Origin of the sequence: Curtobacterium sp. MCPF17_050 (assembly GCF_003224435.2) — a bacterium.
Classification (GTDB): domain Bacteria; phylum Actinomycetota; class Actinomycetes; order Actinomycetales; family Microbacteriaceae; genus Curtobacterium.
This window is the reverse complement of record NZ_CP126250.1, coordinates 1,209,952-1,229,579: the sequence shown is the minus strand read 5'-3', so window position 1 is coordinate 1,229,579 and position 19,628 is coordinate 1,209,952. Positions and strand designations below refer to the sequence as shown.

Genomic DNA, 19,628 nt, shown 5'->3' with positions numbered 1-19,628 from the left:
GCTCCGCACCGCCAGGCTCACCCCCGCGGCGCCACCAACTCGATGAACCGCGACAACAGCGCCAGCCCCGGGATCGACGGCGGCAACGCCGTCGTCAATGCCGGCGAGTGCACGAGGTACGCCGCCCACTTCGCCCGTGACAGCGCCACGTTGAGCCGGTTCGGCATGAGCAAGAAGTCGAGCCCGCGCGGGATGTCCGCCGCGGAGGACGCGGCCAGCGAGGTGATCGACACCACCGCCTCCCGGCCCTGGAACAGGTCGACGGTGCCGACCTGGGTCCCGCCGAAGCCTGCTCGGACGAGGGCGTCCCGGATGACCGCACCCTGCGCGTTGTAGGGCGCGACGACGATCACGTCCTCGTCGGTGAGCGCACGCGTGCCGTGCTCGTCCGTCCAGGTGCGGCCGACGACGTCCGCCACGAGGGCGACCACCTGCGCCGCTTCCTCCGGCGACGAGGTCGTGTTCGCCGCGTGGACGACCGGCACCGGGTGCACGCCAGGGTCGATGCCCTCCAGGTGCCGCCCGGACACCATCGAGGCGAGCTGCCCGTCGTAGGACAGCCCCGACACCGCCGCGGTCAGCGTCGGCTCCATCCGCCGGGTCTTCGCGAGGAAGTACCCGAACTCCGGCGGCAGCACGTGCTCGCCGTCCGCCAGCCACCCGAGCGCGGACTCGTCGACAGGCTCAGGATGCGAGCCCTGCGACACCTGGGGCAACTGCTGCGGATCGCCGAGCAGCAGCAGACGCGTGGCAGCGATCGCGGAGGCGATGGTCGGCGCGAGGGAGAACTGCCCGGCCTCGTCGACGACGAGCAGATCCAGGGAGCGCCGGCCGATCGTCGCGTCGTTCGCGAAGGTCCACGCCGTCCCGCCGACGACTCCCCCGGTGCCGGTTTCTGCGCAGGACTGCAGGAAGGCAGCGATCGCCGCACCGTTCTTCACGGGCGTCCACGCCGCCGCCTCGATCTCCTCGGCGTCGGCCCCGCTCTTCGGCTGCTTCACGACCCGCTCCGCCGGCACACCCGCGGCGATGACGGCGTCGAGGAAGTGCTCGCTGGTCGCATGGGATTGCCCGACGACACCGACCCGCCACCCGTGCTCGCGCACGAGCGTCGCGACGACGTTCGACCCGACGTACGTCTTGCCGGTGCCGGGAGGCCCCTGGATCGCCAGGTACGACCGGTCCAGTCCGAGCAGGGTCGCCACCACGGCGCCCACGGTGTCGTCGCCGACGACCGGCTCGAGGGTCCCGCGCGGCGGCACCCTGCGGAGGAGGTCGAGCGCCGGGTCGGGCAGCATCTCGGGCAGGGCATCGAGCACTTCGGCGCCCCACTCGGCGATGGCCTCGGGCTGCGGCTTCGCGCGAGGCGGCGACGAGGGCGCGAGCGCGACCGGGAAGTCCGCGTGCGGTTCTCCCCCGCCGACCGGCATGCGTTCGAGGAGCAGCACCTCAGTGGCGTCGCCGTTGTCCCACACCTCCAGAATCGAGGCGCGGTCCGTCGCACCCTTGGAACCGGGACCCGGGGCGGTGATCGACGCCGGGAGTGGGTCGTCGTAGACGAGGTGGGGCGAGCCTCCCGGCCGGATCCGCGAGCCGGGCGCGAGGGTCCCCGACAACCGGATCTCCCGTGACAGCGAGCGGGCGCGCGGCAGCGTCGCCCAGTCGCGCTCGACGGACGCGCGCTCCACCACCAGGACGTCCCGGGTGTCGGCCCACTCGTCGACGGGGTTCCGCAGCCGGTCGAAGTGGTCCTGCCAGAACGTCTTCGCCTCGCGGCGGTGGTAGTCGATCGCGGCTGCGGCGAGCGCCACCGCGGTCTGGTCGGGCGTGCGGTCGAGGGCGTCGACGTCACCGAGGTACTCGGTCAGCGCGACCGTCACCGGGTTCGGCTCGCGCTCGACCGGGATGGGCGGGAGGCCCTCCAGCTCGGTCGTGGTGGTGGCGTCCGGTCCGTGTTCGGCGTGGAGGCCGAGCAGCCAGTCACGGAGGCGCAGCGTCGACCGGCAGTCGTAGGCGTTGTAGTCCGCGACCTGGTCGAGCTGCCGCTGTCCCTGGGCAGGGTCGCCGCTGCGGAGCTCCTCGATCGCGTCGACGTAGGCGGTGATGCTGTCCGCGGCGTTCGTCACGTCGCTCAGACGCAGGTCGTCGCCCATGTACAGCGGCTCGAGCTTCTTGATCGAGTAGCTGCGGCTCCCGACCACCAGCGCCTTCCGCACGATCGGGTACAGGTCCACCAGGACGCCGGCGCGCAGCAGATCGTCCACCGCGTCCTCGCCCACCCCGTGTCGGGCGGCGAGGGACAGCAGGTGCGTCCGCTCGTACGAGGCGTAGTGGTAGATGTGCATGTCCGGGTACCGCTCTCGGCGGTCGGCGATGAACGCGAGGAAGTCCAGCAGCGCCTGGCGCTCGTCGCGGATCGTGTGCGCCCAGAACGCGCGGAACTCGGCCTGGTCATCGACGAGGCCGAACAGGTAGTCGAGGCCCCAGTGCACGCCGTCCTCGGTGTGGAGGGGGTCGCCCTCGAAGTCGAAGAAGACATCCCCCGGGTCGGGTGCCGGGATGGCGTCGAGGGCGCGCGGGTCGAGCACCTCGAAGGCCGGTCTCGCTTCTTCGGCTTCTCCGGCCGCGCGCTCCGTCTCGATCTGGAGGCTCGCCTGCCGCACCAGACGGTCCAGCGTCGTCTTCGACATGGTCGCCACCGGCGCGGTCCGGACCGCCAGGTCGTCGATCGACCGCACGCCCTGCCGGATCAGCTTCGTCCGCTGGTCGAGGCGCATGCCGGCGACGAGCACCAGGTCCCGGTGTCGCTGCACCTCCTGCTGGCAGGCGGAGCACCGGCCGCAGCTCGAGTAGCGCGGGTCGCCCCACTGCAGGGCGTCCTGTGCGTGGAGTCGCTCGTCGATCACGCGGATCAGCTCGGCCCGCTGCGTGCGGTACACCGGCACGATGTCGGCCAGGTCGTGTGTGGTCGTCGTCCGGTCGCCGAGGACCAGGTGGACCTGCTGCCCGGTCGGGATGTCGTTCGCCCGCATCTGTTCGGCGTAGGCGGCGAGCTGCAGCAGGGCGCTGATCTTGGCGTGTCGGGCGAGCTTGGTGTCGTAGACCTCGTACTCACCGCGGTCGTTGCGGATGATGAAGTCCGCGAAGCCGATGAAGCCTGTGCCGTCCGCCGAGGCGGGGACGTGGAACGTCGGTTGGAAGAGGACGTCCGCGCCGTTCCTCATCGCTTCGAGGGCTTGCTCGGCCCCTTCGGCGTACTGCGGCGGGGCCGGGCGGTCGAACTCCACCACGTCGTGGGTCTGCTTCAGGATCTCGAGGTAGTCGAGCTCGTGCTGGTCCCCCAGGCGGGCCGTCCGGTCGAGCATGTCGTCGTGCTCGTCCGGCAGGGGCTCCCCGCGGCCGAGCTTGACGTCGAGGCGGCGGAGGAACGCCCACTCGCAGGTCGCCCACGTGGTGAGGTCGCTCGGGCTGAGCAGGGCTCGGCCGTCCTCGGTGATCTGCATGCTGTCACCCTAGGGCTGGCGTCAGACGTCAGTGCTGCCGATGAATTCCCAGCTCATGCGCTACTTGCGGACCGCCCGCGTAGGTAACTGAGGATGCTCAGTACGGCGCCGACGAGTCCAACGAATGTCGTCAGCCGACCAGCCGTCGAATCCCACACGCTCAACGCGGCCGACACGTCGAAACCGCTGGAGAACGCCAAGAGAACGACCCCGACGCTTCCGAAGCAACTACAAACGATCACGAGCGCACCGAGGCCGTCCACGTCTGGGTCACGGGAGGGAAGAGCTTCCAAAGCGCTCGCCCCAGGCTGTGTCGACGAGGGCCGTAACTCGAATGCTTCGCTGACCCGATCCAGCCACGTGTCAATCCAACCCGACCACTCTCGCCGTTCCGTCACATCTGAGGCGACCAACACCGCCCGCATCTGGACAGCCGGCTGGGCTTTCGCGAGCCAGATGCGCCCTTCCGCTGAGTTGCCCTGGCGAGACCTTCCCCGCGGGAACCGCCGTCCGAGTGCGCCGAGTACTCGCGCAGTCCGCCGTGCGATGAAGTCCTGGTCGAGTTCAGAACGAGCGTCAGCCACGAGTTTCTCTCCGAGCAGAGCGACCTCCCACTCGCTCCTCGCGCGACGGTGCCACATCACCCGATGCAGCAGCACTGTCGACAGCCACGGGACCGCTGAGAAGAACGCGAGCGCAAGCGCAAGACCGTCCCACCAGCGGGGAGTTGTGCCGTTCATCGACGCCACGATGAGCAGCCCGACAAGCCCCAGGACGTCAACGAGGATGACGTAGCCGAGCCAGATTGGTGGCCGGAAGATCAGCTGTTGAGCGCGCCACACTCCTTCGGCAATGGGAAGGTGCTTCTCCCGGAACCGATGCCACCCGTGATGTGACGGAGGTCCGCGGCGCACCTCCGCTCGGACGGACCGTTGCTCCAGCTTGTTCAGCGTGAGAACCGCCTTTCGACTCCCCTGGCTGAGGACCAGCACGTAGAGGTAAACGAACCAGAGAACGACGCTGACCCACCCCATCTGGAAGAGCGTCGTGAAGGCAATCTGCCAGGCGGCGAGAGAGGCATCTGTCACGCGAGGAGCCTCTCGAAGACCACCGACACGCTCTGCCCCGCTGCCTCGCCGTCGCTTTCCTCCGCGTTCCGGACTTGTGACTTTCCAGCGGCGTCGAGGGTCGTCCCTCCCCGCTCCAACCAGCGGGAACGGGTCTCACGTACATGCGTCTGCCGCTTCGACCTCCTCGAATAACGCTTTTCGTGTGAGCGCACCGCGGCCACCAGCGCCAGCGCGCGGCAGTTCATCGTGCTCTTCATTCGTGTTCCTTGCTTCAGTGGCGGCTCAGTGGGAGCCGTCGTGGTCCGGGATCGACTGACCCCGGCGCTCGCGATGCTAGTGTTCGCTGACATTTCAACGCAAGGAATCAGTGTTCACGACCATCACGCTCCGCGACCTGTCCTTCGCGCACCCGCGCCGGCCCCCGCTCTTCACCGACCTCTCGCTCGAGATCCCCACCGGCTAGTCGGTCCTGCTCGGGCCGAACGGCGCCGGGAAGTCGACCCTCCTCGCACTGATCGCCGACGGTCTGCGACCACGCAGCGGCACCATCCCCGTCGACCCGGTGGGCTCGGCGTCGACGAAGGGCAACCGCCGCCGCTTCCGACAGACAGTCAGTTGGCTCCCCCTGGCGACGGTCCGCAACACCGGCACCTTCCTCAACCTCGCACTCGTCGCTCGGGAATGGCTCGGCGCACGGCACCAGTCCATCCCTGGCTTGGTGTACCTGTTCCTCGCGGCACTGTTCGGTCGGGAGGCTCCGGGGCACCCAGCAGCCTGGGCGGGCGTGGTGACGACGAGCAGCGAGCCGGAGTACTGGGTGTTCGCGCTGGTGGTCGTCGTCGCGGCGGTGGTGGTGGTCGTCAGCGTGCGGAGAGTCGCCGGGCGTCGGTGAGCTGCCGGAGCCCGGCGAGACTGCCGTCACGAGGGCCAGGAGCACGGCGGGAACCACGGGGACAGACGTTCGAGCGCGTCGCCCGGCCGACTCAGCTCCTCCTAGTGTTGGAGCCAATGGACGAGTACCAGGGAGTCGCGCGCCACACATGGCGTCGGACGGCAGTCATCGTCGCCGTCGGTCTGATCGTGGGCGGCACCATCGGATGGCTCGTGAGTCACGGCGAGTCAGCAGTGGCCACGGTGCTCGCCACGACAGGAATCGCATTCTCGCTGGGTGGCCTCGCGGGAAGCGTCTCGGTGATGGCGACGAGCTTCCGCATCGCGATGAAGACGCAGGCGCCGATGCAGGGCCTCCCTCGTCCCGAGCGGCAGATGATCGGGCGAGCCATCAAGACGGGCGTCCCGATCGAACCGGCGGGCTCCGAGCTCGGCTGGCGTGCGTTCGACCAAGCGCGGTTCATGGCGGTCTACCAGCCGCTGGCGCTCGGACAGTTCCTGCTCCTCTACCTCGGGATCATCGGGCCGCAGTTGCCGCTGCTGATCCGCGACGACGGGTTGTCCGTCTGGATCGGCCGTGTCCTGTGTTCGCTGCTCGTCGTGACGGCGGTGGTGGTGACGCCGATGCTCTTGCGGAGCTCGCGGCGAGCCCGGCGATACGTCGAGGTCGCATCGGCGTCAGGTTGATCAAGCGATCGCGGCACTGTGGCGTCGCGAGTTCTAAGCCAAGGGCAGCGTGACGCCCGCGACGATCCTGGCCGCTGAGGGCCGCCCGGTCGTGGGTGCCTGGGAGCACGACGACCCGATTGTGAGTGCGCACCGCGTCGAACACGCACTCGACGAGGGCCGCCGATCTTGGAGCGGCGCACTCTGCCGACTTCGGGCCGGTACCGTGTTCGTCTGAGGGGGAACGATGAGCAACGTCAACACCTGGGGTGGAACCGTCACGAAGGCCGCTGCGAAGCCACGGTTCATCGTGCGGCGATCGTGGATCAGTTCGACGCTGATCATGTGGCTCGGACTCGGAGCATTCGGGATCGGTTTGCTCGGCGCGATCCTGCAGTCGAGCATCGCGCCGGACGCTGACGGCACGGTGTTCGCGATGCTCATCGGCGCCAGCATCCCGACCCTGCCCATCGGCCTGATCCTCAACCGCAGCCGCATCACGGTCTACGACGAGCGGTACGACGTCCGGCCCGGCCTGGGTCGCAAGCGTCGCCGTGATGTGAAGGATCTGGACAAGCTCCGCTTCGGGCGCCAGTCAAGCCAGAACGGCACGGTCTACATCAGCCTCACGGGCTGGAACGACCAGCAGAAGAAGCAGTTCCGCATCTACACGACCCACCGCGGCTACGCCGAGTTCACAGCGTGGCTCGCGCAGCACCGTCCGGAGCAGTGGGCGAAGTGCGAGTCGCTCGGCATCCCGGAGTGACCGCGATCATGTTGGTCAATTCGGCGTGAGCCAGGGCTCGACCCGGATCACATCACACCACCCCGTTCCCAGGACGTCGCGGATCTCATACGTCGGAACCGGAAGCAGCGTCCCGACGAAGGCGTCGAGCCCTGACCCCGGTACTTCGCTGACTCGCACTTCGTACGGGAGCCAGGACTCGGGCACTCGATCCAGGGAGTCGAACAGCCCGTCGATGTCCGACGAGCGTCTGCGATCGGCGTCATCACGAGGCGCTGCTCGGCCGGCATCGCGGATCACCCGCCCGATCCTCCCGTGATCAGGGAAGGCGTCCGGCACCTCGATCTCGACCAAGCGGCGATGCTCGGCAGTCACGGCGGCCATGTCGGGATCGATCTCTGCCCACCAACGCTGCGGGTCGGCGGACGGTTGCCACCGGTCCACTCCACCAGTCGGCTCAGCGACGACGACGCCGGCTCGGCGCACGAAGAATGCTTCGGCGCGCATCAGCACCATCTGATCACATCCACTGCTCTCGGTACGTGTAGAGCCACCAGCGACCGCAGGGCTTCCGGCACGAGATCGCCTTGACGTCACGGTAGTGCTTCATAATGGTGCGTCCGCGAGCGCGGCAGGTCGCCTGCGACGAGTAGTTGGTGCCGTCCCAGCGCTGCCAGGCGTAGGACCACCGGTCGACCGTGATCCCGTCGCTCGCAGCTGAGCTGACCGGCGCCGGCGCCGGGGCCGGGGCCGGGGCCGGGGCCGCTTGAGCTTGACCTGCTGGCCCGGCCACTGGCACACCCACCGCCACTGAGCCGACGGCCAGGGCGAGGGCGAGAGGGAACGGAAGACCACGCTTCTTCTTGTTGCTCTTCATTCCTCCAACTTGGCGTCGAGCAGCCATTGATGTATCAACATCACGTAACCGACTCGTTTCCACCAGTTCATGACGCCCGCGAGGTAAACAGCTTTGAACGACACCACCGTCGTCACGGGACTCAACACCCTCGCTCTCAGCGCGAGTGCGACGTAGGGTCCAGACATGACCGTCGTGGGCTCACTCGCGATCGTCGCCGGCGTCCTCGCCGTCGCGGCGGTCCTCGGCCTGCTGCTGCGCAGCCGGACCGGTCGAGCACGCGTGGTCACTTCCGGGGCCAGCGGCGCGACGACGGTGGCCCATCTCGCCAGCCGGGAGGCATTCGGCACCGCCGCCACGCTCCTCCAGTTCTCGACACCCACATGCGCACGCTGCCCTGCTACGGCGAGGCAGCTCGACGCGGTCGCCGCATCGAGGTCAACGGCGGGAGGTCCGGACCGCGTCCGACGACTCGAGATCGACCTCGCCGAACGACCGGAGCTCGCCCGCCGCTTCGACGTGATGCAGACGCCGACCGTGCTCCTCGTGGACGGGTCGCACACCGTCCGAGCCCGCTTCGGCGGACCACCCCGCCAACCCGAACTCGTCGCCGCGCTCGACGCCGTCCTCACCGAGGAGCACTCGTGACCACCTCTCCCGCGCAGTCCCGCGAGATCGACCCGCGCTCGCCCCGATTCGGCGCCGCGATCACGACGGTCCTGCTCGCGCTCGACATCGTCCTCACCCTCAACGAGAGCACCCGGACGATCGGCATCGTGCTGCTCGCCGTCATCGTCGCGCTCTTCGCCTGGGGAGGCCTGGCCGGTATCGCGCGACACCCGTACGGCGCATTGTTCCGCCGGCTGGTGCGCCCGCGGCTCGGCGCGCCTGCCGATCTCGAGGCTCCCGAGCCCCCGACGTTCGCGCAGCGGGTCGGGCTCGTGGTGACCGGGGTCGCGCTCGTCCTGGCGCTCATCGGCGTTCCGTACGCGGCTCCGGTCGGCGCGGCAATGGCACTCGTCGCAGCGTTCCTCAACGCCGCGTTCGACGTCTGCATCGGCTGCCTGCTGTACGTCTGGCTGGTGCGGGTCGGGGTGTTCCGGGGCCGCAGCAGCGTGGCGTAGAACCGAGTTCGGCGCCGGGCGCCGGGTGGGGTCCTAGAGCGGGTCGAGGGTAACGCCGCGGAGTTGTCCTTGCGGCTCGAGTGCCCAGTGACTCATAACGGCATCGCGTTCGGGCGTTGATGGTGCGGCAGGACTTCAATCGGCTCATCGGTCAGGAGCGAGTGAGGAACGAACCACAGCGCGCCCTCCTACAGAGGACTGAGCCGCGTGAAACCGCCACGATCCGAGTGCCAGACCGTTATCCCGAGAGAATGGCAGAGCTCAAGCAGGTCCTCGCCTGGCCGAGCCGGCAAGAGGATCGACGGGGCCACTTGGAAGCCGTTGAGGCGGGCGACGTTGGAGTAGTCCAGGGCCTGGCCAATCGCCATGCGGACATCGTGTCGAGCTACCGATCTCTTCGCCTCGATGACCTCACCGGTCGACGAGTTGTAGAGGTCGGGTTCGATGAAGGTGCCGGCGGTGGCGAGCCTCAACGCGCTCACTCGATCCCCCCGCGCGATCAGCCATCGCCCGAATTGAGCCTGCAGCCTGAACTCGTCACGCATAGCCGCGCGCGCCGCCGTGTCTGAAGATGCCATGAGGTACTGGCTGCTCGACGGCGCGATCCAGTCCCGTACCCCGGTCGCCTTTTCGATCCCTCCGTAAGCAGGAAGAACCTCGCACGCTGCAGCTTCGATGGGCTCGAGATTGAAGATGATGCCGTCACGATCAGGACCCGCCGTCGACGGAATTTGTCTGATCTCGAACGCAGGCTCACCAAGTGTGAAGGCACCGACGTAGGTGGCCATGACTCCAGCAGTGCGAAACAAACGGATGTTGCGGCCCTCCGCCTGCGCGTCGCGCAGCGCGCGGTTTCCACGCTGGAACGTCTGGTCGCCGTTCTGCCCCTCGCCTGTGTAGGCGTACGTGCCGTCCTCCCGCAACCCCTCGAACCGGTCGTACCCGTGATCAGCGCCGGATGCGGGGTCAGTGAATACGAGAATCTCGGGAGAACCCGCGACGGGCGCGATGCCGTTCTGACGACTGCCCCCGCCGACCAGGCTGTGGACCTCTCGGCGCCTCAGCGTCTGCCCGACCGTGATCTCCCACACCATTCCCATACCCCCTGTGATGGGAATGGTAGCCGCTCAACGCGAGGCGACCGGAGCCGGTCCAGAGGATTGTCCACTTCGAGCTCGATGGTGGTTCTTGATGGACCCTGTCAGAGGAATCTGCGGAGCCACGCCCTGAGAGACGGATCGCTGACGAAGAGGTACGTTCCGCGAACACCGCGAGTGAGCAGTACTGCGTAGACATTCGCGACCAGGACGAGAAGGTCTTCATCTGAGTACGTGATGCCCAGACGGGGGTTGTTCTCCATCCCCTTCTTGTCAAAGTAACTCGAGCGCTCGAAGACGAGCCGCTGCGCGTCAGCGTCGAAGCGAAGGTCCGGCCCGATGATGACACCGACGTAGTTCAGGTCATAGCCCTGGACCGTGTGGATAGATCCCACCTGATCGATCGCGCCAAGAGAGTTGATCCAGTCGGTCTGCGTCTGGTTCCACTGCAAGCGCTGGCCGTCAATCTCGATGTCGAACGCCTTGCTGTCTCTCTTGCTCTTCCATTCCCAAGCGTAACCCGCGACGAGACGCGACAGACCTGCTTCCAAGTCCCGAGCACGGATCGCCTCGTGCATCTCTCCGAGGTCATCGAACATTCGGAACTCGTAGTCTCCGAATGTTCGACGCTTCGGCGACTCTCCCCTCATTATCGCTCGGATGTAGGAGACGTAGTCGGCCCCTCCCTGCACTCGCATTTGCGTGAACAGGCGGTAGTATCGATCGCGGTCGCGCGCGGAACGAACCAGATCAGCCTGAACTTTCTGCGGCAGATCCGCAGGGCGAACGCTTTGTTCCGAGTCGAGCAGAAACAATTGATTCGTACTCTGCTCGCGGATCCAGTCCAGCTGGGTCCAGTGATCCGCGTCGGCGCCGAACAACTTCGCATTGATGTCACCGAAACTCTTGTTCTGCGGTCCGGACGCCTGATTCGCCCGATGATTGAGGCGGTGCGACTCATCGACGACCAGCAGGTCCCACTTCTCAGAACTCTTGCCCACCTCAAACGGCGTGAGCACCATCGTCTGATCGAGGCCGGGCGTCTTCCGGAACACACGCTTCAACGACGCGCGCAGGGCCTGCTGCGGCACCACAAGTCCGAAACGGAAGCCAGCCAGGAGACGACGGTTTTCCTCCGTGAAGAAGTCGGCAAACAACGAGTCTCCACCGACGTCATCGACACCGGTGCCGTTTGCGATGTCCCGCAGGAGCTTGAGCAAGAAGACGGCGACGATCGTCTTCCCCGTACCGGGATCACCCTGCACCACGATAGTGGTGCCAGCACCAGTGGCGCGGTCGTCGAACAAGCCCTCGAGGATGTCCTCAATGACGATCGCCTGGTCCCGGTTGAGCGCCTTGAACGGCGACAGCTTGAACAGCTCGCTGTTCTCGATCTCCGGGATGCTCCGGGTGAATAGGTTCTGTCGGCGAAGTGCCTCGAATATCTCAGTGAACTTGTCGCGGTACTGATCGCGGTCGTAGTAATCGGCATTGACGATGCCCTTGTTGCTGTTCATCACCACATACTTTTCGTCGCCCGCGAACAGCCCGATGAGTTGAGATTCAAGGTCGAGGCAAACCGACTTGTTGAACGTGCTGTCGAGCACCAAACGGACTGCCTTGAGTGAGCGGCGGTCTTCCGATTCCAGGTGCTGCCGCATGCGCGCAGCAGTGTTCAAGGTCTCACCGACGTAGACACGCCGACCGTCGTCGAGAATGTACACAACGGGCCAATTCACGAAGCGCGGGTCGGCGTCCCGCCATGATCGAAGATGTTGCGCGGTGAACGGCCATCGCATGATCTCAAAGTCGGTCATGTTTCGTGCTCCGTCCGCGTGCTATGTCTGAGGGGTACTTCACCCTCGTCACGGCGAGCTTGCCCCTGACCACAGCATCCGGATCGAGACCAAGACGGTCGGCCAGCAAATGACAGTAGGTGAGAACGTCTGCGAGCTCCGATTCAACCCGCGTGAGGTCTCCGTCTCCCGACCACTGGAAGCATTCAAGAAGTTCCCCGGCCTCGATCGCGATGCTCTTCGCCAGGTTCGCCGGTGTGTGGAACTGTTCCCAGTCGCGTTCCGCCACGAACTCCCGAAGCTCTTCGCGCAGTGCCTCATCCGTCATGTCGGAACGCTAGCAGTCTGAATCAAGCCCCTGCAGCCGGGGAGATGTTCGCCTTTTCCCATCGTCAGGGGCTCGTGCCACGCAGGAACTGGTTGGGTCGACTGCTCCTGGGCGCCCCACCCCCCACAACAGGTGCTCCCGCCACCGCGCCCGCGCCCCGAGGATGAATAAGCACCGCCCGTTCTGGGGACCGCAGGCGGCGCTCGTCTCGACGCGTCCCCGAGGGGCTCAGGGCATGACGATCGCAGGGGAATCGGCAAGCGTCGAAGCACGCCGTCAGCGCGGCAGAGCAAGCGAGCTCCGCCGCCAGGCCGACGAAGCCGAGCAGCGCGCCGGTCGATTCGAGGTCGCCCACCGCACCGAGGCCGAGACGGCACGCACGCTCGCTCCCCTCGCCGGCATCGGCTACCACCTCCTCGCCGACCGACGCTGGCCGGGCAGCAGCACTGCGAACGTCGACATGGTCGTCGTCGGTAGCTCCGGCGTCTGGATCGTCGACACGAAGGCCTGGCGGGAGGTCGCGATTGACAATGACCGGATCACGCGCGGCCAGGAGGACGTCACGGACGATGTCGCACGCCTAGCCGACCTCGCGTGGGACACCGAGAAGGTCCTCGCCGAGGTGGGTCTCGCGCCCGGCGAGGTTCACGCTGTGGTCGCACTCGCCGGCAAGAAAGGCGTCGAGGCGCGGGTGGCCTCGGTCGACATCGTCGGCACCCATGACCTCATCAGGCACGTCACCCGCCCGAAGGCTCGACTCTCCCCCAGGCGCGTCGACGAGGTCCTCGCCGCCGTCATCGCGCAATTCCCGGTGATGGACGGCGCGGCCGCGAGTACCCAGCAAGTGATCGTCCCGCAGACCGTCGTCCCTCGCGCACCCGAGCCGCAACCGGAGCCGGTCGATCAGGACGAGCTCGACCGTCAGCTCCTCGACGGCATCCTCGAGGCGCCGATCGAGGAGTGGATGGCCTCGCTCGACCCCGCACAGGCGAAGCTCGTCCGTCGCAGCTTCAACGGTCCGGCCCGCATCCGCGGGGCAGCCGGCACGGGCAAGACCGTGGTCGGCCTGCACCGGGCCGCCTACCTGGCCCGTTCGACGGGTGGCCGCATCCTCTTCACTACTTACATACGAACGCTGCCAGCAGTGCTCGAGTCACTCCTCGAGCGCTTGGCCCCGGAGATGATCGGCCGAGTCGACTTCGTCAACGTGCACGCATTCGCCACCCGCCTCCTCAAGGAACGCGGGATCGCGTTCCGCACGCCCGGACGGGAGGCCCAACTCGCGTTCGCCGATGCGTGGAACGCGATCAGCGCCTCCAGTCCGTTGAAGGCGACGCGCTTCACGCGTCGCTACTGGGAAGAGGAGATCAGCCACGTCATCAAGGGACGCGGGCTGACGCACTTCGATGAGTACGCGGACCTTGCGCGTGTGGGCCGCAAGCACCGGTTGACCGTGGACGACCGCCAGGCGGTGTGGGACCTGTACGAGGCGTACTCGACCGGGCTCCGCGAGCGTGGCGGCTGCGATTGGGAGGACGTCATCCTCCTCGCCCGCGACGCACTGCGGGAGGTCCCGCTCGACCGGTACGACGCGGTGATAGTCGACGAAGCGCAGGACCTGTCCTGCGCGATGGTCTCGCTCTTGCACTCGCTCGTCGGCGACCGCTCCGACGGGCTCACCCTGATCGGCGATGGGCAGCAGACCATCTACCCGGGCGGCTACACACTCGGCGAGGTCGGCATCAGCCTCGCCGGTCGCGGTGTCGTGCTCGACGTGAACCACCGCAACACGGCGGAGATCCTCGAGTTCGCCAAGCAGATGGTGGCGGATGACCAGTTCGTCGACATCGAGGGCGTCGACGGCGCTGGCGACTCGGTCTCCGCTGTGACGCGCTCCGGACCGCAGCCGGGCATCAACCGCTTCCGCAGCCGGACCGAACACGACGACGCGTTGCTCGCCCGGGTGGAGGAGGTCCTCCGACTGGTGGGCACGGGACGCGGTGACGTCGGCATCCTGACGGCGACCAACCCGCAGGCCGACAAGGTGATGGCGCTGCTCGCCACTGCCGCGGTGCCGACCGTCTCGCTGAAGAACTACGCCGGCAAGAGCTCCGACATGATCCGTGTCGGCACGATCAAGCGGGCGAAGGGCCTCGAGTTCAAGCAGGTGCTCCTGCCGCACGTGCCGGCCAAGCTGCTCGCAGACCCGCCGCTCACGGAGTCCGAGTCGGCGAAGGAACGGCGTGAGCTCGACCGCCGGGAGCTGTACGTCGGGATGACGCGGGCGCGGGACGGGCTGTGGGTCGGGGTGCGGTGATCCGAACCGCAGCCATGCCACGATGAGACCCGCGACAGGGAGGGGACCGGATGGTCGACAAAGCGACCCGAGACCGACTGCAGATGCTGTCGACCGCAGCCGCAGAAGTGCGTCGGCACCGCGCCGCCGTTCAAGACGCCGCGGCATCGGCGAAGGACCAACTCCTCACCCGCCGCCTGACGATCACCGGCCCAGCGCTCTCCTGCTCCGTCCTCCCCCTCCGCCCCACCGACGCCGACCTGGCTGCCGCGATGCAGCACGCCGCCACGCTCCCCCACGTCGACGCCCCCGCCGAGAACGTCCTCACCGTCCTGACGAAGGACGTCCCCCTCGCCCTCGCCGACGAGGACGCAGCATCAGGCATCGCCGGCATCTTCGCCGGCAGGGAGCGCCGCGAAGCAGCAGCACGCGCCGAGTACTACCTGGCCGAGACGAGCGCGTGGCTCGACGCCAGCGGCGCCCTCACCGCGCTCCAGGCCGTCGACACCCGCCACGTCCCCCGACCCGACGTCACACTCGACGCCCTGCTCGACACCGAGGGCCCGCTCCTCACCGCCACCGCACACCTCGGCCCGGTCGCCCTGATCGACCTCGCCCCGATGTCGCACCTCCCCACCACGATCGCGACGCTCCGCACGGTCGTCGAGACCGAACAGGAGGCCCGGACCCGCGTCCTCGACGCCGGGCACCGTGTGCGGGACGTCGCGGCCCGGCGCGAGCTGAACACGATGGACATCGACCGGCTGCGCGAGGTCACGCGGGACCAGCTCCGCCTCGGCGCCGTCCGCGACGCGGGCATCACCACGGTCGGCGAGCTCCTCCGCGCACCGATCACCCCCGGCCAGTTGCCCGGTATCGGCGAGACCACGGCCGCGCGCATCAACGCCGCTGCTCGGTCGATGCAGGACGCCGCCCGCGAGGACACCGCCGTCCAGATCGACGCTCGCCGTCAGGACACCGCGAGTGTCGCCTTGGTCTCGGCGCTCCGGCAGTGGGAGGCCGCGAAGAACGGCGGCGGCCCCCGCACCGCTGTCCTCGTCGACGAGCTCGCTCCCCTGGCGGACGCGGTCGCGCAGCAAGCAGTCCTGGGGATCGTGCACCAGCCGGGCGCGCGGGCCTCCGGGACGTTCGACCCGGCCGAGGGCGCCGTCGAGCGGATCGAGGCAGACGTCGACGACGCCCGTCAGCGAGCTGTCCGCGCCGCGGGTGACCGCGACCGGATCGCGACGACGGACGACTGGAGCGACTTCCTCGACCGCCCGGCGAGCTACTTCGCCCTCCTCGACGAGGTCGGTCTCACCGACTCGACGACGGCCGGCCGCGGCTCGCTCCCCGAGGGCCTGATCGAGCAGATCGAGCAGTTCCACCTCGACACGTCCCTCCTTTCGGCCTCGCTCCGCGGGTACCAGCGCTTCGGTGCGGCGTTCGCGCTCGTGCAGGAGCGGGTCGTGATCGGCGACGAGATGGGCCTCGGCAAGACGGTCGAGGCACTCGCGGCGATCGCGCACCTGGCCGCCACCGCTCCGGACGGCATGCCCCGCTTCGTGGTCGTGTGTCCCGCCGCGGTGGTGGCGAACTGGCTGCGCGAGACCGAGAAGCACACGTCGGTGCCGGCGTTCCGCGTCCACGGCACTGAGCGGGTGCGAGGCATCAGCGGCTGGCTGCGCGAGGGCGGTGTCGCCGTCACCACCTACGAGACGCTCGAGTGGTTCCACACACAGGTGCCCGAGGACCATCGGTTCGCCGCGGTCATCGTCGACGAGGCGCACTACGTCAAGAACCCCGACGCCAAGCGCACGAAGCACACCCGTGCCCTCCTCGCACGCGCCGATCGTGCACTGCTCATGTCCGGCACGCCGCTCGAGAACCGTGTCGAGGAGTTCCGCGTGCTCATCGACCACATCCGCCCGGATCTCATGGTCGGCGAGGACGACGACGACCCGCTGACGTTCCGCAAGCAGATCGCGCCGGTCTACCTCCGCCGCAGCCAGGAGGACGTGCTCACCGAGCTCCCGGAGCTGGTCGAGGTCGAGGAGTGGACCGACCTCACCCCGGCCGAGGCCGCGCGCTACGCCGCGGCGCTCGACAGCGACGACTTCCACACCATGCGGCAGCTCGCGATGCTCGACGGCGCCGCCTCGAGCAAGATCGCGTCGCTCCGCGACGTGATCGCGGAAGCTCGCTCCACCGGCCGCAAGACGATCGTCTTCTCCCATTACCGCGCCGTCCTGGAGGCTGTGCTCGCCGCCGTCGACGGAACCGTCTTCGGTCCGCTCAGCGGCTCCACCCCACCCTCCGGGCGCCAGGACATGATCGACGAGTTCTCCGCGGCAGCTCCGGGAGCCGTGTTGGTCGCCCAGATCATCGCCGGCGGCGTCGGCCTCAACATCCAGGCCGCTTCGGTCGTGGTCATCTGTGAACCGCAGCTCAAGCCGACGACCGAGTGGCAGGCCATCGCCCGCGCCCGTCGGATGGGCCAGCTCGACGTCGTGCAGGTGCACCGCCTGCTGTCCGAGGACGGCGTCGACGCCGCGCTCGTGCGGATGCTCGCGCGGAAGACCAGGACCTTCGCGGACTTCGCTGCCGTCAGCGAGACGGCGAGCGCGTCGGCGCAGGCGTTCGACATCTCGGAGTCGCAACTCATCGCGCAGGTGCTCGCCGAGGAGCGTGCGCGGTTGGCAGGCGCCGTGGCGACGCCGGAGCCAGCTGTCTAACGGGCCGAGCCCTGACCCGCGGCGGCGAGCGCCGCCTCCAGGACGTCCTCTTCGATGATGGGGATGCCGTACTGCCGGGCCTTCCGTGCCTTGCCGGACAGGCTGTCGACGTCCGCTGCGATGAGCACCGCGGTCTTCTTCGTGACGTTCGGTGCCGACCGGATGCCGAGGCGGGCGAGGTCCGCCTCGATCTCGGGTCGACTGCGACGCATCTCCCCGGTGAGCGTGACGATGCTGCCCTCGCCCAGGTCGATCGACGGCTCGGCAGCTGCCGCGGTCGACGTCGGCTGCTGCGCGGCGGAGAACGACCGCGCACCCATGCGGGCGGGCTGCCGACTGTGCACCGCGTGCTCGAGCTCGTCGTCCGTCACCCCGAGCAACCGGGCAACCCGCTCGAGCTGGATGTGGTCCTGGATGGTCAGGACGCCGTCTGCCCAGACCGCTTCGACCAGGTCGCCGAAGTACCGCCGGTGCAGGTTCGCACGGGCAGTCGCGTCCAGTCCGAACTCGGTTGCGTACGCGCTGAGTTGGTCGGCGTCACTCGCGGCGAGCAGGTCCTCGGACACCGCACGATCGAGCACGGCCGCGTAGAGCGTCGCCTCCGCGCTGCCGTCGACGGCGGGCAGACGGTCCGTCGCCACGTCGACACGGGTCCGGGTCGCCACGCCGGTCGAGCGGTTGCGCGCGATCCACGCCCGACCGCTGCGCGGGACTCCGGGCCACCGCTGCCCACCAGCCACGTCGCCCCAGGTCGTCCACCGCGGATCACGGCGGGACGATCCGATGTAGGCGCCGAGCAGGCCGGCGGTGGCGTGCGCGTCGGCGAGCGCCTCGTGGGCGTCGACGAGCTCGATGTCGTAGGCGCTGCAGCAGTCGGCCAGCTTCCGGCCGGACCCGGGGAGGAACTCCTGTGCGAGCCGCATCGTGCAGAGCGCACTGCTTGCTTGCTTCAGTGGCGAGCGGTGTCCGAGCCGTTCGAACTCGGCGTGCAGGAACCGCGCCTCGAACGAGGCGTTGTGCGCGACGACGACGCGACCCTGCAGACGCTCTGCCAGGTCACCGGCGACGTCCGCGAAGGTCGGAGCACCCGCCATGTCGGAACCACGGAGGCGGTGGATGTGCACGGGGCCGAGGTCGCGGTTCGGGTTGACGACGGTCTCGAAGGTCTGCTCCACCTCGCCGTCCGGCGTGACGTGGACGATCCCGATCTCGATGATGCGGTGCCCGTACGACGGAGCGAGTCCGGTCGTCTCCAGGTCGATCACCGCGTAGCCGTTGTGCATCGTGCACTCCTCCTCAGCACCACGGTCCCGCGCGGCGCTGCACCATCATCACCGCGATGGTGACCCGCGGCGACCACCTGTTCGAGGGGCGTCCGTCCGAGCCCTCGGCCGAGCAGATCCAGCGCACGTTGCACGAGCGACACGATCAACCGCGTGCTGAGCGGCTCACTCCTCGTCGACCGCGTTCGGATCGACCAGACAGCCGCTCTCCAGCAGGACGTCCTCGGCGCGCTGCCCGATCGTCGCCCGCCCGTGCCAGTCGTCCGGCACGAAGAGGTAGCCGCCACCGCCGTCGTACCGCTGGTACAGCTCGTAGCCCTCGTCCCGCAGCAGACGGAGTGCGGGCTCGCTCATCCGGGTGCCTTCGGCGTCGGACCCCGCTCCGGACGGCGACGGGGACGCCGCGGTCGATCCGCCGTCGTACCACCACGAGTAGCGGACCATCGTGCCCACGTCGTGGTTGTCCAATCGGCAGGAGTCTGTCTCGACGTCCGCCGCCGGAGCCGAGCTGTCCCGGCCCATCGACGCGACGACACGGTCGCCGAGGGCGCGCAGCTCCTCCTGTGCCTCCGGGATCGTCCGCGCCGTCTCCCCGTCGGTCGGCGGCTGCGCACGCTCGGCAGCGTCGGACGCCAGGGACGCCCCCTGGACGAAGGGCAGCGGCAGGAGCGTGACGGCTCCGAGCGCCATGAGGAGCAGACACACCGTCGGACCGACGAGGCTGACCGACCGGCCGCCACGCGCCTCCCGACGAAGACTGACGAAGCCCCAGAGCGGTACCCCGAACCCGAGCGCTGCAGCGATCACGTAGGCGAGCATCATGCCCCCGTCCGACCACCGGCCCGACCACGGTCCTGCGGTCGACAGGATCGACGCCAGCGCCAACCACCAGCCGACGAACAGCGCGACGATGCCGCCCGCGATCCAGCCGCCGCCGTGCGTGCGGTGCCCGTGGTGCGGCGCACCGCTGCCCGCGGTCTCGTTGTCCTCCGCCATGCTTCCCCCTCGGCTCAGTTCCACATCCAGATCGCCACGACCAGCAGCAGCGGCACGAACCCGAGTCCGGTCCACTCCACGACCGCGCCGGCGAGCGGTTCGTACACGGTGCACGCTGCCGCCCCCGCGATGCCGTCGACCATCCCTCCCCCGTTCCCCGCACCCACCGTACTGACCGGCCGACCGGGAGGCACCGCACCAGCCCGCCATGCGCCTCCCGTCCGCACCCAACGGACTGGAGG

General features: G+C 68.4%; 17 protein-coding genes. 7 read left to right on the top strand and 10 right to left on the bottom strand.

Going from position 1 to position 19,628, the window contains the following annotated elements:
• Positions 1-17 precede the first annotated feature (17 nt).
• Genes DEJ34_RS05845 through DEJ34_RS05835 form a run of 3 tightly spaced genes read right to left on the bottom strand, consistent with a single transcriptional unit; the run spans position 18 to position 4,830 of the window.
• Entirely contained in the window at positions 18-3,503 is a 3,486-nt protein-coding gene (locus tag DEJ34_RS05845; RefSeq protein WP_110911770.1) for a TM0106 family RecB-like putative nuclease, read from the bottom strand.
• A 53-nt stretch (positions 3,504-3,556) separates the two neighbouring features.
• The gene (locus tag DEJ34_RS05840; RefSeq protein ID WP_110911769.1) at positions 3,557-4,591 is read right to left on the bottom strand and encodes a hypothetical protein; all 1,035 of its coding nucleotides are present in this window, start codon (positions 4,589-4,591) and stop codon (positions 3,557-3,559) included.
• Positions 4,588-4,830, bottom strand: coding sequence for a hypothetical protein (locus DEJ34_RS05835; RefSeq protein ID WP_110911768.1), 243 nt, complete (start codon positions 4,828-4,830; stop codon positions 4,588-4,590). The genes DEJ34_RS05840 and DEJ34_RS05835 overlap by 4 nt, the downstream gene beginning before the upstream one ends.
• Positions 4,831-5,042: 212 nt before the next feature.
• Here DEJ34_RS05835 and DEJ34_RS05830 point away from each other — a divergent pair, with 212 nt between their 5' ends.
• The 3 genes from DEJ34_RS05830 (at position 5,043) to DEJ34_RS05820 (ending at position 6,896) form a co-directional block, all read left to right on the top strand.
• Positions 5,043-5,465, top strand: a complete 423-nt coding sequence (locus tag DEJ34_RS05830) for an ATP-binding cassette domain-containing protein (RefSeq protein WP_110911767.1) — start codon at positions 5,043-5,045, stop codon at positions 5,463-5,465.
• A gap of 116 nt (positions 5,466-5,581) precedes the next feature.
• On the top strand, positions 5,582-6,151 hold the full coding sequence (locus DEJ34_RS05825; RefSeq protein WP_110911766.1) for a hypothetical protein: 570 nt from the start codon (positions 5,582-5,584) through the stop codon (positions 6,149-6,151).
• A 226-nt stretch (positions 6,152-6,377) separates the two neighbouring features.
• On the top strand, positions 6,378-6,896 hold the full coding sequence (locus DEJ34_RS05820) for a hypothetical protein (protein WP_110911765.1): 519 nt from the start codon (positions 6,378-6,380) through the stop codon (positions 6,894-6,896).
• A 15-nt stretch (positions 6,897-6,911) separates the two neighbouring features.
• On the opposite strand, the gene DEJ34_RS05815 is transcribed toward DEJ34_RS05820, so the two are convergent.
• Positions 6,912-7,391 (bottom strand): hypothetical protein, encoded by a 480-nt coding sequence (locus tag DEJ34_RS05815; RefSeq protein ID WP_110911764.1) that lies wholly within the window; start codon positions 7,389-7,391, stop codon positions 6,912-6,914.
• Positions 7,392-7,917: 526 nt separating this feature from the next.
• On the opposite strand from DEJ34_RS05815, the gene DEJ34_RS05810 reads away from it, so the two are divergent.
• Both DEJ34_RS05810 and DEJ34_RS05805 read left to right on the top strand, forming a co-directional pair.
• Positions 7,918-8,379: a thioredoxin family protein gene (locus tag DEJ34_RS05810; protein ID WP_110911763.1), complete on the top strand. Its 462-nt coding sequence runs from the start codon at positions 7,918-7,920 to the stop codon at positions 8,377-8,379.
• On the top strand, positions 8,376-8,855 hold the full coding sequence (locus DEJ34_RS05805; RefSeq protein WP_110911762.1) for a DUF4395 domain-containing protein: 480 nt from the start codon (positions 8,376-8,378) through the stop codon (positions 8,853-8,855). Before DEJ34_RS05810 ends, DEJ34_RS05805 begins: the two co-directional genes overlap by 4 nt.
• 188 nt (positions 8,856-9,043) lie before the next feature.
• Here the strand turns inward: DEJ34_RS05805 and DEJ34_RS05800 are convergent, their stop codons facing one another.
• From DEJ34_RS05800 to DEJ34_RS05790, 3 genes are all read right to left on the bottom strand, one after another.
• Entirely contained in the window at positions 9,044-9,949 is a 906-nt protein-coding gene (locus DEJ34_RS05800; protein ID WP_110911761.1) for an SRA domain-containing endonuclease, read from the bottom strand.
• 107 nt (positions 9,950-10,056) lie between these two features.
• Positions 10,057-11,769: a DNA/RNA helicase domain-containing protein gene (locus DEJ34_RS05795; RefSeq protein ID WP_110911760.1), complete on the bottom strand. Its 1,713-nt coding sequence runs from the start codon at positions 11,767-11,769 to the stop codon at positions 10,057-10,059.
• Positions 11,756-12,076: a nucleotide pyrophosphohydrolase gene (locus DEJ34_RS05790; RefSeq protein ID WP_110911759.1), complete on the bottom strand. Its 321-nt coding sequence runs from the start codon at positions 12,074-12,076 to the stop codon at positions 11,756-11,758. The genes DEJ34_RS05795 and DEJ34_RS05790 overlap by 14 nt, the downstream gene beginning before the upstream one ends.
• A gap of 235 nt (positions 12,077-12,311) precedes the next feature.
• Here DEJ34_RS05790 and DEJ34_RS05785 point away from each other — a divergent pair, with 235 nt between their 5' ends.
• Positions 12,312-14,393: a nuclease-related domain-containing DEAD/DEAH box helicase gene (locus tag DEJ34_RS05785; protein ID WP_110911758.1), complete on the top strand. Its 2,082-nt coding sequence runs from the start codon at positions 12,312-12,314 to the stop codon at positions 14,391-14,393.
• Positions 14,394-14,443: 50 nt separating this feature from the next.
• A complete protein-coding gene (locus tag DEJ34_RS05780; RefSeq protein ID WP_110911757.1) occupies positions 14,444-17,107 on the top strand; it encodes a DEAD/DEAH box helicase in 2,664 nt (887 codons plus the stop codon).
• On the opposite strand, the gene DEJ34_RS05775 is transcribed toward DEJ34_RS05780, so the two are convergent.
• The 3 genes from DEJ34_RS05775 to DEJ34_RS05765 all read right to left on the bottom strand — a co-directional run bounded on the left by DEJ34_RS05775 (position 17,104) and on the right by DEJ34_RS05765 (position 19,529).
• Entirely contained in the window at positions 17,104-18,390 is a 1,287-nt protein-coding gene (locus DEJ34_RS05775; RefSeq protein WP_110911756.1) for an exonuclease domain-containing protein, read from the bottom strand. The two genes, DEJ34_RS05780 and DEJ34_RS05775, sit on opposite strands and share 4 nt — an antisense overlap.
• 165 nt (positions 18,391-18,555) lie before the next feature.
• On the bottom strand, positions 18,556-19,386 hold the full coding sequence (locus tag DEJ34_RS05770; RefSeq protein ID WP_110911755.1) for a hypothetical protein: 831 nt from the start codon (positions 19,384-19,386) through the stop codon (positions 18,556-18,558).
• Positions 19,387-19,400: 14 nt separating this feature from the next.
• A complete protein-coding gene (locus DEJ34_RS05765) occupies positions 19,401-19,529 on the bottom strand; it encodes a hypothetical protein (RefSeq protein WP_258368375.1) in 129 nt (42 codons plus the stop codon).
• Positions 19,530-19,628: the final 99 nt, after the last annotated feature.

Excerpts from the sequence above, each read along its gene's own strand:
- DEJ34_RS05785 (WP_110911758.1), top strand. The coding sequence starts at position 12,312 with ATGACGATCGCAGGGGAATCGGCAAGCGTCGAAGCACGCCGTCAGCGC.
- DEJ34_RS05790 (WP_110911759.1), bottom strand. The coding sequence starts at position 12,076 with ATGACGGATGAGGCACTGCGCGAAGAGCTTCGGGAGTTCGTGGCGGAA.
- DEJ34_RS05835 (WP_110911768.1), bottom strand. The coding sequence starts at position 4,830 with ATGAAGAGCACGATGAACTGCCGCGCGCTGGCGCTGGTGGCCGCGGTG.
- DEJ34_RS05765 (WP_258368375.1), bottom strand. The coding sequence starts at position 19,529 with ATGGTCGACGGCATCGCGGGGGCGGCAGCGTGCACCGTGTACGAACCG.
- DEJ34_RS05820 (WP_110911765.1), top strand. The coding sequence starts at position 6,378 with ATGAGCAACGTCAACACCTGGGGTGGAACCGTCACGAAGGCCGCTGCG.
- DEJ34_RS05815 (WP_110911764.1), bottom strand. The coding sequence starts at position 7,391 with ATGGTGCTGATGCGCGCCGAAGCATTCTTCGTGCGCCGAGCCGGCGTC.
- DEJ34_RS05845 (WP_110911770.1), bottom strand. The coding sequence starts at position 3,503 with ATGCAGATCACCGAGGACGGCCGAGCCCTGCTCAGCCCGAGCGACCTC.
- DEJ34_RS05825 (WP_110911766.1), top strand. The coding sequence starts at position 5,582 with ATGGACGAGTACCAGGGAGTCGCGCGCCACACATGGCGTCGGACGGCA.
- DEJ34_RS05800 (WP_110911761.1), bottom strand. The coding sequence starts at position 9,949 with ATGGTGTGGGAGATCACGGTCGGGCAGACGCTGAGGCGCCGAGAGGTC.
- DEJ34_RS05795 (WP_110911760.1), bottom strand. The coding sequence starts at position 11,769 with ATGACCGACTTTGAGATCATGCGATGGCCGTTCACCGCGCAACATCTT.
- DEJ34_RS05775 (WP_110911756.1), bottom strand. The coding sequence starts at position 18,390 with ATGCACAACGGCTACGCGGTGATCGACCTGGAGACGACCGGACTCGCT.
- DEJ34_RS05780 (WP_110911757.1), top strand. The coding sequence starts at position 14,444 with ATGGTCGACAAAGCGACCCGAGACCGACTGCAGATGCTGTCGACCGCA.
- DEJ34_RS05810 (WP_110911763.1), top strand. The coding sequence starts at position 7,918 with ATGACCGTCGTGGGCTCACTCGCGATCGTCGCCGGCGTCCTCGCCGTC.
- DEJ34_RS05770 (WP_110911755.1), bottom strand. The coding sequence starts at position 19,386 with ATGGCGGAGGACAACGAGACCGCGGGCAGCGGTGCGCCGCACCACGGG.